The 13,814-nt window shown below is 62.7% G+C and carries 13 protein-coding genes; 6 read left to right on the forward strand and 7 right to left on the reverse strand.

All coding sequences use genetic code 11. The features are described from left to right. The first annotated feature begins 3 nt into the window (after nucleotides 1–3). Together I0K07_RS00620 and I0K07_RS00625 are read left to right on the forward strand one after the other, a co-directional pair. Entirely contained in the window at nucleotides 4–2,145 is a 2,142-nt protein-coding gene (locus tag I0K07_RS00620; protein WP_238934399.1) for a sensor histidine kinase, read from the forward strand. Beyond that, nucleotides 2,138–2,581 (forward strand): response regulator, encoded by a 444-nt coding sequence (locus I0K07_RS00625; RefSeq protein WP_203290737.1) that lies wholly within the window; start codon nucleotides 2,138–2,140, stop codon nucleotides 2,579–2,581. The genes I0K07_RS00620 and I0K07_RS00625 overlap by 8 nt, the downstream gene beginning before the upstream one ends. A gap of 60 nt (nucleotides 2,582–2,641) precedes the next feature. On the opposite strand, the gene I0K07_RS00630 is transcribed toward I0K07_RS00625, so the two are convergent. Further along, nucleotides 2,642–4,852: a M3 family metallopeptidase gene (locus tag I0K07_RS00630; protein ID WP_203290738.1), complete on the reverse strand. Its 2,211-nt coding sequence runs from the start codon at nucleotides 4,850–4,852 to the stop codon at nucleotides 2,642–2,644. 112 nt (nucleotides 4,853–4,964) lie between these two features. Between I0K07_RS00630 and I0K07_RS00635 the strand changes: the two genes are divergently transcribed. Further along, nucleotides 4,965–6,140, forward strand: a complete 1,176-nt coding sequence (locus I0K07_RS00635; protein WP_203290739.1) for a nitrilase-related carbon-nitrogen hydrolase — start codon at nucleotides 4,965–4,967, stop codon at nucleotides 6,138–6,140. Nucleotides 6,141–6,996: 856 nt separating this feature from the next. On the opposite strand, the gene I0K07_RS00640 is transcribed toward I0K07_RS00635, so the two are convergent. The 4 genes from I0K07_RS00640 to I0K07_RS00655 form a co-directional block, all read right to left on the reverse strand. Next, complete coding sequence (locus I0K07_RS00640) at nucleotides 6,997–7,347, reverse strand: hypothetical protein (protein WP_203290740.1); 351 nt, start codon at nucleotides 7,345–7,347, stop codon at nucleotides 6,997–6,999. Continuing rightward, nucleotides 7,331–7,765 carry an SMI1/KNR4 family protein gene (locus I0K07_RS00645; protein WP_203290741.1) on the reverse strand — a complete coding sequence of 145 codons (435 nt, stop codon included), beginning with the start codon at nucleotides 7,763–7,765 and terminating at the stop codon, nucleotides 7,331–7,333. Before I0K07_RS00645 ends, I0K07_RS00640 begins: the two co-directional genes overlap by 17 nt. A 504-nt stretch (nucleotides 7,766–8,269) precedes the next feature. Further along, nucleotides 8,270–9,391 carry a peptidase C69 family protein gene (locus I0K07_RS00650; RefSeq protein WP_203290742.1) on the reverse strand — a complete coding sequence of 374 codons (1,122 nt, stop codon included), beginning with the start codon at nucleotides 9,389–9,391 and terminating at the stop codon, nucleotides 8,270–8,272. Next, nucleotides 9,391–10,749 (reverse strand): flavin monoamine oxidase family protein, encoded by a 1,359-nt coding sequence (locus tag I0K07_RS00655; RefSeq protein WP_203290743.1) that lies wholly within the window; start codon nucleotides 10,747–10,749, stop codon nucleotides 9,391–9,393. Before I0K07_RS00655 ends, I0K07_RS00650 begins: the two co-directional genes overlap by 1 nt. 151 nt (nucleotides 10,750–10,900) lie before the next feature. Between I0K07_RS00655 and I0K07_RS00660 the strand changes: the two genes are divergently transcribed. Both I0K07_RS00660 and I0K07_RS00665 read left to right on the forward strand, forming a co-directional pair. Then, the gene (locus tag I0K07_RS00660; RefSeq protein WP_203290744.1) at nucleotides 10,901–11,509 is read left to right on the forward strand and encodes a DUF1134 domain-containing protein; all 609 of its coding nucleotides are present in this window, start codon (nucleotides 10,901–10,903) and stop codon (nucleotides 11,507–11,509) included. Between the two features lie 12 nt (nucleotides 11,510–11,521). Continuing rightward, the gene (locus I0K07_RS00665) at nucleotides 11,522–12,040 is read left to right on the forward strand and encodes a GNAT family N-acetyltransferase (protein WP_203290745.1); all 519 of its coding nucleotides are present in this window, start codon (nucleotides 11,522–11,524) and stop codon (nucleotides 12,038–12,040) included. On the opposite strand, the gene I0K07_RS00670 is transcribed toward I0K07_RS00665, so the two are convergent. After that, nucleotides 12,016–12,465: a MerR family transcriptional regulator gene (locus I0K07_RS00670; protein ID WP_203290746.1), complete on the reverse strand. Its 450-nt coding sequence runs from the start codon at nucleotides 12,463–12,465 to the stop codon at nucleotides 12,016–12,018. The two genes, I0K07_RS00665 and I0K07_RS00670, sit on opposite strands and share 25 nt — an antisense overlap. Before the next feature lie 69 nt (nucleotides 12,466–12,534). Between I0K07_RS00670 and I0K07_RS00675 the strand changes: the two genes are divergently transcribed. Next, nucleotides 12,535–13,200: a cation efflux transmembrane domain-containing protein gene (locus I0K07_RS00675; protein ID WP_203290747.1), complete on the forward strand. Its 666-nt coding sequence runs from the start codon at nucleotides 12,535–12,537 to the stop codon at nucleotides 13,198–13,200. Here I0K07_RS00675 and I0K07_RS00680 read toward each other — a convergent pair. Continuing rightward, on the reverse strand, nucleotides 13,197–13,805 hold the full coding sequence (locus I0K07_RS00680; protein ID WP_203290748.1) for a hypothetical protein: 609 nt from the start codon (nucleotides 13,803–13,805) through the stop codon (nucleotides 13,197–13,199). The genes I0K07_RS00675 and I0K07_RS00680 overlap by 4 nt on opposite strands. Nucleotides 13,806–13,814: the final 9 nt, after the last annotated feature.

The following is a 13,814-nucleotide window of genomic DNA, read 5'->3' on the forward strand; positions in this document are numbered from 1 at the left end:
CAGATGACCGGCCTGCTGGACAAATGGAATGAGGAACCGGTCTGGCGATTGGCCATCGCAGCCTGTGTCGTCATGTTCAGCGCCATCATCATGGTCAGCTGGAAAATGGGTCTGGAGAGCATGGTTCGCGTGCACCCGTCCTGGTCCCCGACCCAGTTCAATACCGCGCTCACCTGCTTTCTTCTGGGCCTGGCCAGCCTTATCCGGCCCGGCTTCCGCCATGCCGCCGCCGGCCTCGGCCTGTGCGCCTTCATCATCGCCGTACTGACAGGACTGGAACATGTTCTGGGCATTGATCTGAGCGTCGATCAGGCATTTCACACGCACCAATTTGTTGAGCCCGGCGCTTCTCCCGGTCGCATGTCGCTCAATTCCAGCCTGGTCATCGCAGCCCTCAGCCTGACCTATGTCAGTCTGGCGGCGGAGGCCCCTCTTTTGCGCGACCGGCTGGCACTCTGGTCCACCATGGTTGCGTCCGGTTTTCTGATCACCTTCCTGATTGGCTATCTGCTCGGCCAGGTCGCGCTTTTCAACCTGTCTGCCGGGACCGGAATGGGTGTGCTGACCCTCGCCATGACGGGCGGGATCTGCATCATCAAGATCAGCCGGACGCTGAGTTTTTCACGCAGGGTCATGGCCAGCCGCCACGCCACGACCCTGATCGGCGCCGGCCTGTTCCTCGCCAGTTTCAGTATCGCCCTCCTGCTCGGGATCTCGGCACAGCATCGTTTCAACGCCCTGGCAGGCCAGGCCAGCGAGCTCGACCTGCTCGCTCTCACCCTCGACGCCCGCTTCAATGAGCAGGTGCTGGCCCTGGAACGCATCGCCGACCGCTGGCAAGTGCCCGGCGGAACGCCGGAGCCGGCCTGGCGCGAGGATGCCGGAAACTATGTCAGCCACACCGCCTTGATGACCTCCCTGTCATTGATCTCGGCGCAGGGAGAGACGGTCTGGAGCGTTCCGGAGACCGGCGCGGACTGGGCCGAAGGCAGCGCTCTGGACGGCGTCGCCCGTGCCGCTTTCGATCAGGCCCGTATGACCGGCGAGATCATCATCACGGATATTTTCGCCCTGCCCGGCGGAAATGCCGGCTTCCTCGCCCTCGCGCCCGTCTACACACCGGAGGGTGATTTCGACGGGGCCATGATCGAGGTGAACGCCCTGGACCGGGTCGATGCCATGCTGGGCAGCCTGCCCCGCCGTTTTGACATTCCGCTGCATGTCCTCGCGCCGGACGAGCCCGACCCCGCCAACTCCATCATCTCGCAGCTCGATTTTGGCGCGCCACGTCCGATCCGCATCTCACTGACCGAAGCCGAGGCCCTGGCGCATGCGCCGCCCAATTCGGGTGGTGCCCTTTTCCTGGTCTTCGCCCTGATCGCCTCGGCGCTCGCCCTTCAGGCTTTCCACCTCACCCTGGTGGAGCAGAAGCAGAAATCCCTGCTGTCCGACATCAACACCCAGCTGGAAGCCGCCAATGCCGAGCTGGACAGTTTCGCCTACACCGCCTCCCACGACCTGAAATCCCCCCTGCGCGGGATTCGCCAGCTCGTCGACTGGCTGGGTGAGGATCTGGGCGACGCCATCCCCGATGACGCAAAGCGCTACATGTCCCTGCTCCACAGCCGGGTCGAGCGCCTGCAGGGCCTGCTGGATGCGCTGCTGGAATATTCCCGTGTGGGCCGAAAAGCGGTCTCGCGCAGCCATAACCAACTTGATGAACTCACCCAGTCCGCCCTTGACCTCCTCTCCCTGCCCGACGGTCACAAAGTGGAAATCCTGGGTGGCGAATTCGATGTCTTCACCGATGTGAATCTGATGCAGATCATTCTCATGAATCTGATCAGCAATGCCTCCAAACACCATGACCGCGACATGGCCCGCATCCAGCTCACCCTCTACCAGACGGGCGAGAATTGGCGCGTCGAAGTAGCCGATGACGGGCCGGGCATCCCCGAGGACCTGCATGAGCGCGTCTTCGGCATGTTCGAAACGGTGAAATCCCGCGACGAGAAGGAAGCCAGCGGGATGGGCCTGGCCATTGTCGCAAAAGCGGTTGCCCGTCTGGACGGCACGATTACGCTGAAGTCCAATCCCGGCCTCGCCCGGGGCAGTCGTTTCATTCTGGAGTTCCCCAATGGTTGAGACCGGCATCCCGCCGCGCGTCGTCACCATCCTCCTCGTCGAGGATGATGATATCGACGCCGAAGCTGTCCAACGCAGCCTGACCAAGCGCCGTCTGGCGAACCCGGTCATCCGCGCGCGCAATGGCAGGGAAGCGCTCGACATGCTACGCGGCAAGACCGACGGCGTGACGGTACGGGCGCCCTTCATCATCCTGCTTGATCTCAACATGCCCGTCATGAACGGGCTGGAATTCCTCGCCGAGGTCCGCGCCGACCCGGTCCTGCATTCCGCCGTCATCATGGTGCTGACCACGTCGAATGCCGAACGCGACCGGGCGGAGGCCTACGAGCACAATGTCGCCGCCTACATCCTCAAGGCCCGCGCCGGCATGGAGTTCGAGGCCGCCCTGGAACTGGTCGATTGTTATTGGCGCTACGTCGAATTCCCTGACTGATCCCCAAAAGAAAAGGGCGCCCCGACGGAGCGCCCTTTCCCATTCAGACTTGAAGCGATCCTATTCGCTGTCGCCCATGCCCTCCGGCACCGGGAAGCCGCGATCACGCATCAGCGCAGCCGGATCGGCATCGCGGCCGCGGAATTCGCGATAGGCCACAGCCGGGTCGATCGCATTGCGCGGGGCAAAGAGATAGTCGACCAGACGGCCGGCCACTTCCGGGTCGTAATACCCGCCCGGCGCTTGCTCGAAGGCCTCTGCGGCATCCGAGGTCAGCACATCAGCCCACATATAGCCGTAATAGCCGGCCGAATAGCCTTCGCCGGAGAAGACGTGACCGAAGTGCGGCGAGCGGTGACGCATGACGATCTCGTCCGGCATGCCCAGCTCGGCCAGGGTCTCGCGCTCGAACGTGTCCGGATCGGACATCTCGCTCGGCTCGGTCGTGTGATAGACCATGTCCATCAGCGCCGAGGCCAGATATTCGCCCGTCGAGAAGCCCTGGTTGAAATTGGCCGCCGCACGGATGCGCTCGACCAGTTCCGCCGGGATCGGCTCGCCGGTTTCCACATGGACCAGGTAATTCTCGATCACCGGATCGGTCAGCAGCCAGCGTTCCAGCAGCTGCGACTGGAATTCGGTGTAGTCCCGCACCCCGCCATTGAGCGTCGGATAGGCGACGTTCGAGGAGAGATAGTGCAGGGCGTGGCCGAATTCGTGGAAGAAGGTCTCCGCATCATCCCAGGACACCAGGACCGGTTCGCCCGGCGCACCCTCGATGAAGTTGGAGTTGTTCGTGGCCAGCACATTCTGCTCGCCATCAAAAGTGGTGTGGGAGCGGAAGGAATTGGCCCAGGCGCCGGAGCGCTTGCCCTGGCGGGCGAAGGGATCGAGATACCACAGGCCGACATTCTCGCCGCTATCGCGGGCGGTGACTTCCCAGACCCGCACGGTCGGATGCCAGACCGAGACTTCGCCTTCCGGCAGTTCGCGGAATTCGAAGCCGAACAGCTCGCCGGCCACGTAGAACATGGCTTCGCGCAGATTATCCAGCTGCAGGTATTGCTTCACCTCATCGCTGTCGAGCGCATAGCGGTCCTGGCGGACCTTCTCGGCGTAATAGCGGTAATCCCACGGCGCGATCGTGATGCCGTCACCGCGCGCATCGGCCAGGGCCTGCATGTCGGCGACTTCTTCCTCGATCCGGCCGACCGCGGCCTGCCAGACCGGAACCATCAGATCCATGGCATTCTGCGGATTGCCGGCCATCCGGTCTTCCAGACGCCAGGAGGCGTAATTGTCATAGCCCAGCAGGCCGACACGCTCATCGCGCAGGGTCAGGATTTCCGTGATGATGGCGTTATTGTCGTACTCATCGCCATTATCGCCGCGGCTGTAATAATTCCGCCAGACCGTCTCGCGCAGATCGCGTTCATCCGAGAAGGTCAGGAAAGGATCCATCGAGGAACGCGTATTGGTGATGGCATACTCGCCCTCCCGTCCGCGTGAGGCTGCAGCGGCCGCGGACGCCTGCACGAAACCCTCCGGCAGGCCCGACAGCTGATCGGCGCTCAGATAGGTGACGTAGTTTTCCTCGTCGTGCAGGACATTGTTGGAGAAGGTCGTGTGCAGCTCGGCCAGGCGCTGATTGATCGCGGCATAGCGCTCGGCAGCTTCGCCTTCCAGCGTGGCACCATTGCGGGCGAAGCCGTCATAGGTCAGCTGGACAACACGCTGCTGATCCGGACGCAGCGTCGCCATTTCCTCGCCCTCATAGACCGCCCGGATGCGCTCAAACAGCGCCTCATTCTGGGTGATCTGGGACTGGTAGGCCGACAGGGCCGGGATCATCTCGCCCTGGATGGCGCGGAATTCCGGCGACGACATGTTGGCCGACCAGATACCCCAATAGGAGAAGACGCGGCCCAGCGGATCACCGGCACGCTCCATGGCGACGATCGTGTTCTCGAAGGTCGGCGCTTCCGGATTGTTCACGATGGCATCGATCTCGGCGAGATTGGCCGCCATGCCGGCTTCCAGCGCCTCACGCAGATCGTCCAGGCTGGCCGTCTGGAAATTCGGCACACCGCCATAAGGCCCGGTCCATTCCGCCAGCAGCGGATTGGTCGACATCACGTCGGTGGCGGACATGTCCTCAGCCATGGCGGTCTCATGGGTTTCAGCCACGCTTGTATCCTCGGCCGCCTGCGGCGAACAGGCCGTGGCAAGGAGGGCGGCAAGGCTGGCCGTCGTCATCATCAATTTACGCATTCAAAGTGCTCCCCTGGAGTTTGCCGGGAGACTAACGGCACTGGGCATGTCGCGAAAATGAAGATTTCACCATCTTTTCCTGCCAGCTCTGCCAGCGCCCCGGCGGTGAGGCTTGATCCGGATCGAGGAAGCGCCAATCCTGCCGTCCGGAAAAGGACAGCGCATCGTGAAAACCGGCTTCATCCTGGCATTCCTCACCCTGGTCCTGGCAGGCCTGTGGGGCATCTACCGCACGCCCTCCGCGCTGGAGCCCCCGTCCGATCTGCGCCTGCCGGCCCGCTCACTGCCCTCCGCACCCGCGGCCCATCTGGTCGCCATCCAGCCCTGGCTGGATGAACGCCATTACCAATCGCCGGACCGTCTGCAGCTTCATCTGGCCGCCTATCTGCGCGAGGCACAGATCGCCGGTCATCTCGGCCAGGGCTCGATCATCGTCTTTCCCGAGCATGTCGGCACCTGGCTGGTCGCCTCACGCGCACCGCGATTCAGCTTCACCGCCAACAGCACAACCGGCGCGATGGCCCATCTCATCCTCGCCAATCCTGTGCCCTTCGCCCTCGCCCTGGCGCGCTCAAACGAAGACGACCGTTTCGCCGCCGCCGTCTTCCGCATGCGCGCCCATCGCATGGCGCACGACTATCAATCCGTCTTTGCCAATCTCGCCCGCGAATTCAGCGTCACCATTGTCGCCGGCTCCATCGTCCTGCCGGACCCCTCCGTCATCGAGGGCGAGATCCGCCCCGGCAATGGTCCGCTCTACAATGTCTCTGCCGTCTTCGCGCCGGACGGACGCGTCCATGACCGCCTTGTGCGCAAGCTTCACCCCATCCCCGACGAAGCCGGCTTCACCGCCGCCGCCACACCGCAGGACATCCCGGTCTTCCACACCCCGGCCGGCCGCCTCGGCGTCCTCATCTGCGCCGACAGCTGGCACCCGGACGCCTACGCCCCGCTCACCGAAAACCAGGCCGATTTCATTGCCGTCCCCGCCTTCCTCCAGCCCTCCGGCGTCTGGACCCAGCCCTGGGGCGGCTACACCACCGGCTGGCCCGCCGACGCCGACCAAGCCGATGCCGGCCGCCTCACCGAAGGCGAAGCCTGGCAAACCTACTCCCTCGCCGGCCGCCTCAACACCGCCGGCGCCCGCCAGGGCGTCACAGCCTTCCTGCGCGGATATCTGTGGGATCTGGGATCCGACGGCGCCAACATCCTGGTCGAGGGCAACACGCACCGGGTCGCTGGGGATGTGGACGGCGCGTCGATCTCGGTGCTGCGGATTGGGGATTAGGTGGGGGTGCCCCCACCTCCATTTCCCCCGGGCGCAGTCCCGGGGCCGACGGTGCGTTCCGCCTTTTCATAGGATGAGGATGCGGCACCTTCGGTTGGCCCCGGAACAAGTCCGGGGAAAATGCGGGGGTGCGGGGTATGGGTCCTCTTTCTCCCGAACAAGAGCTTCTGATTGTCATCCCGGCCACCCGCCTTCGCGGGCGCAGGCTTCCGCCCCGCGAAAGCGGGGCATAGAGCCGGGACCTATCGTGCCACGGGGCGCAAATGGGTCCCGGACTTACGCCCGGCTCAAGGCCGGGCATCCATCCGGGATGACAAGACAATACGCTTCAGAAAGAGGGCGAAGCTCCACAGGTTTTCACCTTGGAGGTATGAGAGGTGTGCGGGAGGCCGGCGACTGTCTGCCGGCGTGTTTTCTAAGTGTGTGTGACAGGCACTTGCCTCCCGCACGCGGAGATTTCCCGAACGCTCTCGCCCCCGTTTCCAATCCGGCCGGTATTCGGGTCGGGCGTTTAGTGCCGTCAGACCGGGCCGGACGCCCTGCCGGTGCTCAGGATGTCACCCCTTCGCGCGGACAGGCTCCGCAAACCTCCGGGCACAAGGGACTGAGCTCATGCCTCTCTTCCCGGAAGTCGAGGAGAAGTGTCTCACAGGTTTTGGGGGTGGGGATAAGTGGAGCCGATTTCAGCACCCCCTCTCCCTTGGGAGAGGGTGGCGCGCATGCGCCGGGAGAGGGGGAAGTCCCGGTTTCCTCAGGATAAATCTCGCGTCAACGCAGGGGCATTCGCAAAGCTTCAGCCTAGCTCAATCGAACCTGAAGTCCGACCTCGCTGATGGGTATGTGTTCCCGTTTTTTTTCAAAAGTGGGCACGCACCCATTCAGTCAATTCATTCAATCCCTCTGAATCGACATGCCTTCCGTCTTCACCGACATCGATGCCCACGCCCATCTCCTCGATAATGTCACGGCTTGCGTCTTCGGAGGATGCGTAGGTGAACATCCAATAGTCGCGCTCACGCCCGACGAAGCACTTGTCGTCATTCTTCAACAACAACCATCCACGGTCTTGGGAACCCAAGATCCGTTGAAACCATCCAAGGTCCACTCTCCGCTCGCTAAAACCCCGTCGTTTGAGAGCGTTCCTGAGCGTCACTGAAAAGTTCTTGAAAGCCATCATCCAGAGTGAACCATCATGCTCGTTGATCACCACCCGCCTCGAGCTTTGATTGGAATGCCGCGAAATCCGAGCAAACAAAATAACTCTCAACTGGAGAGGCCGATAAATCTATAAACAAAATGGATCCATAACCCTGCATATTCAGATCTATTGCGAATATTCCCCCACCGGAGTCGGACCCGATGGGTAGAACATTGGGACAATCCGGATACTCTTGTGTGATAGTTTTATAGTTCCACAACACGTCATCAGAATCCCTCACCCCATAAGCGCTAAACAACGAATCAATATCTGTTGGCGAACCAGGCATGCCAGGAATATCAATGACGCAACCCGCGGGCTTCACGGAACCCGCATTTGAAAGAAAAATCCTGTACTGTTGAGGAATAGAGCAAGAGCAAGCTGCTTCTAATTTTTCAATCGCCTCGATGAGGACATCGGCATTCATCACAGGGTTCCCACACTTCAACACATTCTGAAAATATTGGTGCTTACACTCTTTATTCTGCGACCACGCAGGAACGCTCGCAAGGCTTCGGCTCGGATCATGCGAACCAGAACTCCGACCTCGCTAATGGGTGTGCGCCCCTGTTTTTCTAAATCAAACACTATCCCCCCTCGACCTCAACAAATACAATACTATAGTAGAGGCCATTATGACCAATGGGATGGCATCGAGCCACAAAAATGCAATCCAATAATTATAACAACCGCTTGCCAATGGCGAAAAGTGGCAAAGCGTGAATTCACCCCTCTCACTGTTCATTGCGAGGATGAAATCCGCGGGTATTGCGATAAATAAATGCAATACAACAACACACTTAAGAAGCGTAATTACTATCCGCCTATTCAACCTGGCCTCCCACGCAGCTTGATATCATCAGCATTTAGATTCATTTCGCACCAGTCATCCTCCGATAAAATCGGTCCACACACCACTGCCCGCGCGCCCCTAAACCAACCCCAATTCATGCGAATCCCAGGCGCGGACCAATTCCTCGGCCACATCCGTCCGGCCGGCCTCGATCATGGCCAGAACCCGGTGCTCCGCCGCCGCGATCCGGGCCTGCACGGACTGGCGCGCCTCCCGGTCTCCGGCCAGGCGGCGGGATTGTTCGGCGCCGCGCTCCCAGAGGGTCGGGTCGAACACGCTCCATTCGCCGTCAAAACCGGCCGGACGGAAGAGGGAGACACAGGGCGTCATCGTGCCGGTGAAGGCCAGACGCGGCGGCTCGCCTGGTGTCAGCAGGGCCAGCATGGAATTCGTGGTGGCGTGCGGCCGCAGCAGGCCGCCGGCATGCATGCAGACATCCGCGGTCGAGCCCTTTTCAAACCCGGTCCCGCGATCATGGCTGCGCAGCAGGGCGGCCATCGGCACCAGTCCCGGCTCGGCCATGGCTTCCAGCCCGGCCATCGTACAAGCCTGCCGCTCGCGGGCCTTGCCGAAAGTGCGCATCAGCCAGGTTTCATCCTTCGCGCCGAACCCGTCCTCCGGCGCGCCCTCGGACTGCATCGTGACCGGTCCGGTCAGGGAATAGGTATTGGAGATCGAGGCCCGGTCGGCCAGGCGCTGCAGGCGCCACTCGCGGCCGCAGGTCTCCAGCACGAGGATGTCGCGCGCATCGGCAATCAGGAAGGAATTGTCATAGCGAAAGAGCTTGTCCTTGAAGCCGGCCGGTCCACCCTGGCCGTGGGTTTCCAGCAGATGGATGATCGTGCCGGCCGCCTCATGCGCCGTCGAGCCGCGCTCCAGGGCCAGCCGCACCAGATCCATGCCCAGCAGGGCCGCACCCCGGCGCATCACATGCTTGGAGAACACCGCCTCATTGCCGACCACGACCCCGGCGGCATTCGCCCCCATTTCCGCGCCCCACATCCAGTCGGGCCGGCACAGGATTGTCGCCTGCCGGTCCGGCACCTGGTCGATCTCGATATGGGTGCAGCGCACGGTCCTGGCCGTATCGCCCGTCACCGCCGCATGCCGCTCGACCCGCTGGGCCTCCTTCGGCTCACGATCGGAATTCTTGGCAAAGAAGACCGAGGCGCCGGAGCGGATGGCGAGCGTGTCACACATCAGCCCGCCTCCAGCGCGCGACTGACTTCCGCCACCGCCCGCTCGGCCGCGTCGAGGGCGCCCTCATAATATCCGAAATAGGATGTCGCCGTCTCTGTCCCCGCCATGTGGAGCGACCCCAGCGGCTGGCGGAGATGTTCGCCATAGGCGGTCCACACACCCGGTCCCATCAGCGCGGCATAGCAACCGCGCGAAAAGGGCTCGGCCGTCCAGTCATGGTCCACATAATCAATGGGATGCAGCGCCTTTTCATTAAAATAAGCGCTGAATGCGCGCAGCACGGCGGCCTTTCGCTCCTCCGAGTCACGGCCCGACCATTTGCGCGCTTCATTGCCCTCAATGAAGCCCAAAAGCTGGCCCGCCGTCTTGCCCTCTTCGGTATTGTCAAAGGTCACGCGCACGGTCAGCTCCGGCCCAACCGCTTGACCGGCAAGGCCTTCTTCGCGCCAGAACGGGGCCTCGTACTGGGCGATACACTTGATGCAGGCCCCCGGCGGCATGCGCAGCCACAGCCCCGCCCGGCCTGCCGGCAGGTCCGGCGCATAGCGGATCCGCATCGCCTGGCTCGGCGGGATCGCCATTATCCCCCGCCTTGCATGATGGATAGCCCGGTCGGTTTCCACGCGAAGACCCTTGGACCAGTCGATCAGGCGCACCGGCTCATTGAGCCGGATCCGCTCGCCCAGCCCGTCCGCTATCCGCGTGGCCAGGCCCGCCATATCCCCATGCACCCGGTCCTGCTGGGCCCCGCCCGTGGTGGAGACGAGATTGTCCAGCGAGGTCCCGGCCCTGGCATAGAAAAGCGCATGCAGGAGCGAGACATCATGCGGTTCGGCCGCGAAGACCGCGCCGATCCCGACCGCGAAAATCTCGAAGGCCCGACGTGAAAGGGCATGCTTGCGCATCCATTCCGCCACGGTCTGGCTATCCCATTCCTGCGCCCTGGGATGCGCCCAGGGCTGGGCCGGATCGATCTGGGCCGCCATCGCGTCGAACCGCGTCATCATCCAGTGGATATTCAGGAGGATATGCGGCGCGAGCTTGGGGATTGTCCCCCTGTATGTGCTCAGCCGGTCCCGGCTCAGGATCAGCCGGTCGCCCGTGTCCCAGAGGGGATAAGTTGTCATCCCCATCGCCTCGATCAGGGCGTAGAGACGGTCCTGTCCAGGCCCGACCCATTGCCCGCCAACATCGACACTGTCCCCGTTTTCAAACGTGTGTGACAGGGCCCGTCCGCCGACCCGGTCCCGGGCTTCCAGGACACAGACATCATAGCGCTCGGACAGAAGCTGGGCGGCGCGCAGTCCGCTCATCCCGGCCCCGATAATGATCACATCATGCTGGTGGATATCGGCCATGTTTCTCCCCTGACGCCATGCTGCGCCGATTTTTGCCGGATTGGCCAGCCCGACGGCCCGATCTTAACCAAGCCTCAACCCTTTCGCCGCTGTCTCGCCATAGTCGGCGTGCAGACATGCAAGCCTACAGAGCCGCGAACGGAGAGTTTCGATGCGAGCCCTTGCCAGCCTGGTTGCCGGTATCAGCCTGACCTTCACCCTGTCCTCCGGTTTGACACCGGATGCCCAGGCCCAGGACCCCGATTACGGTCAGCCCAGCCAGTATTCCGAACCCGTCGACACCTATTCCCAGGACGAGCTTGTGGATGCCGTGTCCGACTTCTTCGGCGTCACCGCCGAGGCGGCGGCCAGCGTGCTGGAACGCGTTTTCTCCGATCTGGGCCGTCCTGTGGGCTATGTGGCCGGTGAGGAAGTCGCCGCTGCGGCCGGGATCGGCCTGCGCTATGGCGAAGGCTATCTCACGATGAAATCCGGTGAGCGCGAGAAGGTTTATTGGCGCGGTCCGTCGATCGGTTTCGATGCCGGCGGCAATGCCAGCCGCGTCTTCGTCCTGGTCTATAATCTCAATGATACCGACCGGCTCTATCAGCGCTTTCCGGGCGTTGAGGGTTCGGCCTATTTCATCGCCGGTCTGGGTGTGAACTATCAGCGCGCCGATGAGATCACCCTGGCACCCATCCGCTCGGGTGTCGGCCTGCGCGCCGGGGCCAATGTCGGCTATCTCGCCTATACGCGCCGCCGCGCCTGGCTGCCCTTCTGATCCTGACACATCATGCAGATCCGCGCCGCCGACGAGGCTGATTATCCCGGCATAGATTCCTTGCTGAAGTCAGCCTTTCCGGGGCCGGAGGAAGCGCGTCTGGTTGTCTGCCTGCGGGCCGCCGACCAGGACACGCTGGAACTCGTGGCGGAGGATCATGGCCGGATTGTCGGCACGATTTTCTTCTCTCCCGTTCAGGCCCTGTCCCCGGCCGGTACGGAATTCTACGGCATCGGCCTGGCCCCCATGGCGGTCACGGCAGAACACCAGAAACGGGGGATAGGCTCGGCCCTGATCGAGCACGGTCTCACCTTCCTCACCACGCTCGGCGTGCCCTGGTGTGTCGTGCTGGGAGATCCGGCCTATTATTCCCGTTCAGGCTTCCAGCCGGCTTCGGTCATCAACTGGCGCTGGGATGGCGATCCGGAGGGCGATCATGCCGAAGCTTTCATGATCAAACCCCTCGGCAATCACGCCCTGCCCGACCAGGCCGCGCTGGTCAGCTATCATCCGGCTTTCGAGACGGTCTGATCCTCGCCATGCTCGTGCTCGCACAGGGCATGGTCCGACAGGGTCTGGATAACCCGGCACTCATCCACCACACCATGCGAGCACCGCTCCACCATGCGCAGCAGCTCGTGACGCACCGCTTCCAGCCCGGCGATCCGGCGTTCGACATCGAGCAATTGGCGCCGCGCAATCCGATCCGCCTCCTCACAGGACTGGTCCGGCCTGTTGGACAAGTCCTGCAAAGCCCGCAGATCATCCAGGCCAAATCCCAGATCCCGCCCATGCCGGATGAAGCGCAACCGCTCCAGATGCGCATCCCCATACCGCCTCTGCCCTCCCGGCGATCGCGGCGGCGCTTCCAGCATGCCGATGGATTCATAATAGCGGATGGTCGGAACCTTCACGCCCGACAGACCGGACAGGCGGCCAATCGACATATCTGACATTTTGCCCTTGAACCTCTAGTCGCTAGAGGAATTAGGCTCTCAAAGCTGACGGGAATCAAGGAGTGCGTCGTGTCCGGCTGCTGCGATCATGACACTGAATTCGACGGAACCTCGCCGGCCTTCCGCCGCGCGCTCTGGATTGTCATTGCCATCAATGCCGGCCTGTTTGTCGTGGAAATGCTGGCCGGTGCGGCGGCCCATTCCCAGGCCCTGAAAGCCGATGCCCTTGATTTCGCGGCCGATGCGGCGACTTACAGCCTCTCGCTCTTCGTGATCGGAAAACCGGCCCTGTGGCGCGCCAATGCCGCGCTTCTCAAGGCGGCCAGCCTGTTTGTCATGGGCGCACTCATCCTGGCGCTGGCGCTCTACCGGGCTTTCGTCTCGACCGAGCCCGACGCCGGCCTCATGGGCGGCATCGCGCTCCTGGCCCTGGCCGCCAATCTGGCCAGCGTCCTCATCCTGGTCCGCTGGCGCAATGGCGATGCCAATGTCCGCTCGGTCTGGCTGTGCTCGCGCAATGATGCGATCGGGAATATCGCCGTATTTGCCTCGGCGGGACTGGTCGCCTGGTCTGGTACGCACTGGCCGGACGTGATCGTGGCTGGCCTGATGGCAGGCCTGTTTGTGTCATCTGCCGTGCAGATCCTCGGCAAGGCCCTGCACGAAAGACGGCATGCCCGGACAGCCTGCAGCCCATCCGGGCATTCACATGACGAGCCCTGCCAGACCGGCTAGTGGCCGTCGCCTCCGGTTGAGAAGACCGACCCCATCAGATCATCGCTTTCATGCGTGTGCCGCCGGCGCTCCGGTGCCGGCTGCGACGGACCGCTACGGCGCGGACCACAGGACTGGCAATCACTGGCAATACGCTCACGCACCAGCGAGAGGCGTTCCGACAGATCATGGAAACGGTCCTGGCTGTCATGCCAGAGCGAGGCGGTATCCTGGCAGCTGGCTTCCTCGAACCGGTTGACTTGCAGACAGCGATTATAGGTTCGGCAGGAGGCCGTCGCGAAGCGGTAGGAGGCGTCCAGATCGGTTTCAAAGGCAGCAATCAGTTCCTGCGTTTCCGTGTCAGCCACATTGGCGCGGGAGGATGCGGTCGACCCGATGGCCTCGCGATAGCCATGCACTTCCTCCAGCATGGCCAGACGCTGTTCGGCCAGGGTTTCGACCATGCACATGTCGATCGCGGGCTGGACCGTGTCCTGCATGGGCGGGCGCATCGGCCGCGCGGGGCCGGCAGCCTGGTTCTGCGGCGGTTGCGGCCGCCGGGATTGACTATGCTCGCAGGCGGACACGGCCGCCGTCGCGATCAGCAGGACTGCCAGTTTTCTCATCACACAGGT

Origin of the sequence: Maricaulis parjimensis (assembly GCF_016817355.1) — a bacterium.
GTDB lineage: Bacteria > Pseudomonadota > Alphaproteobacteria > Caulobacterales > Maricaulaceae > Maricaulis > Maricaulis parjimensis.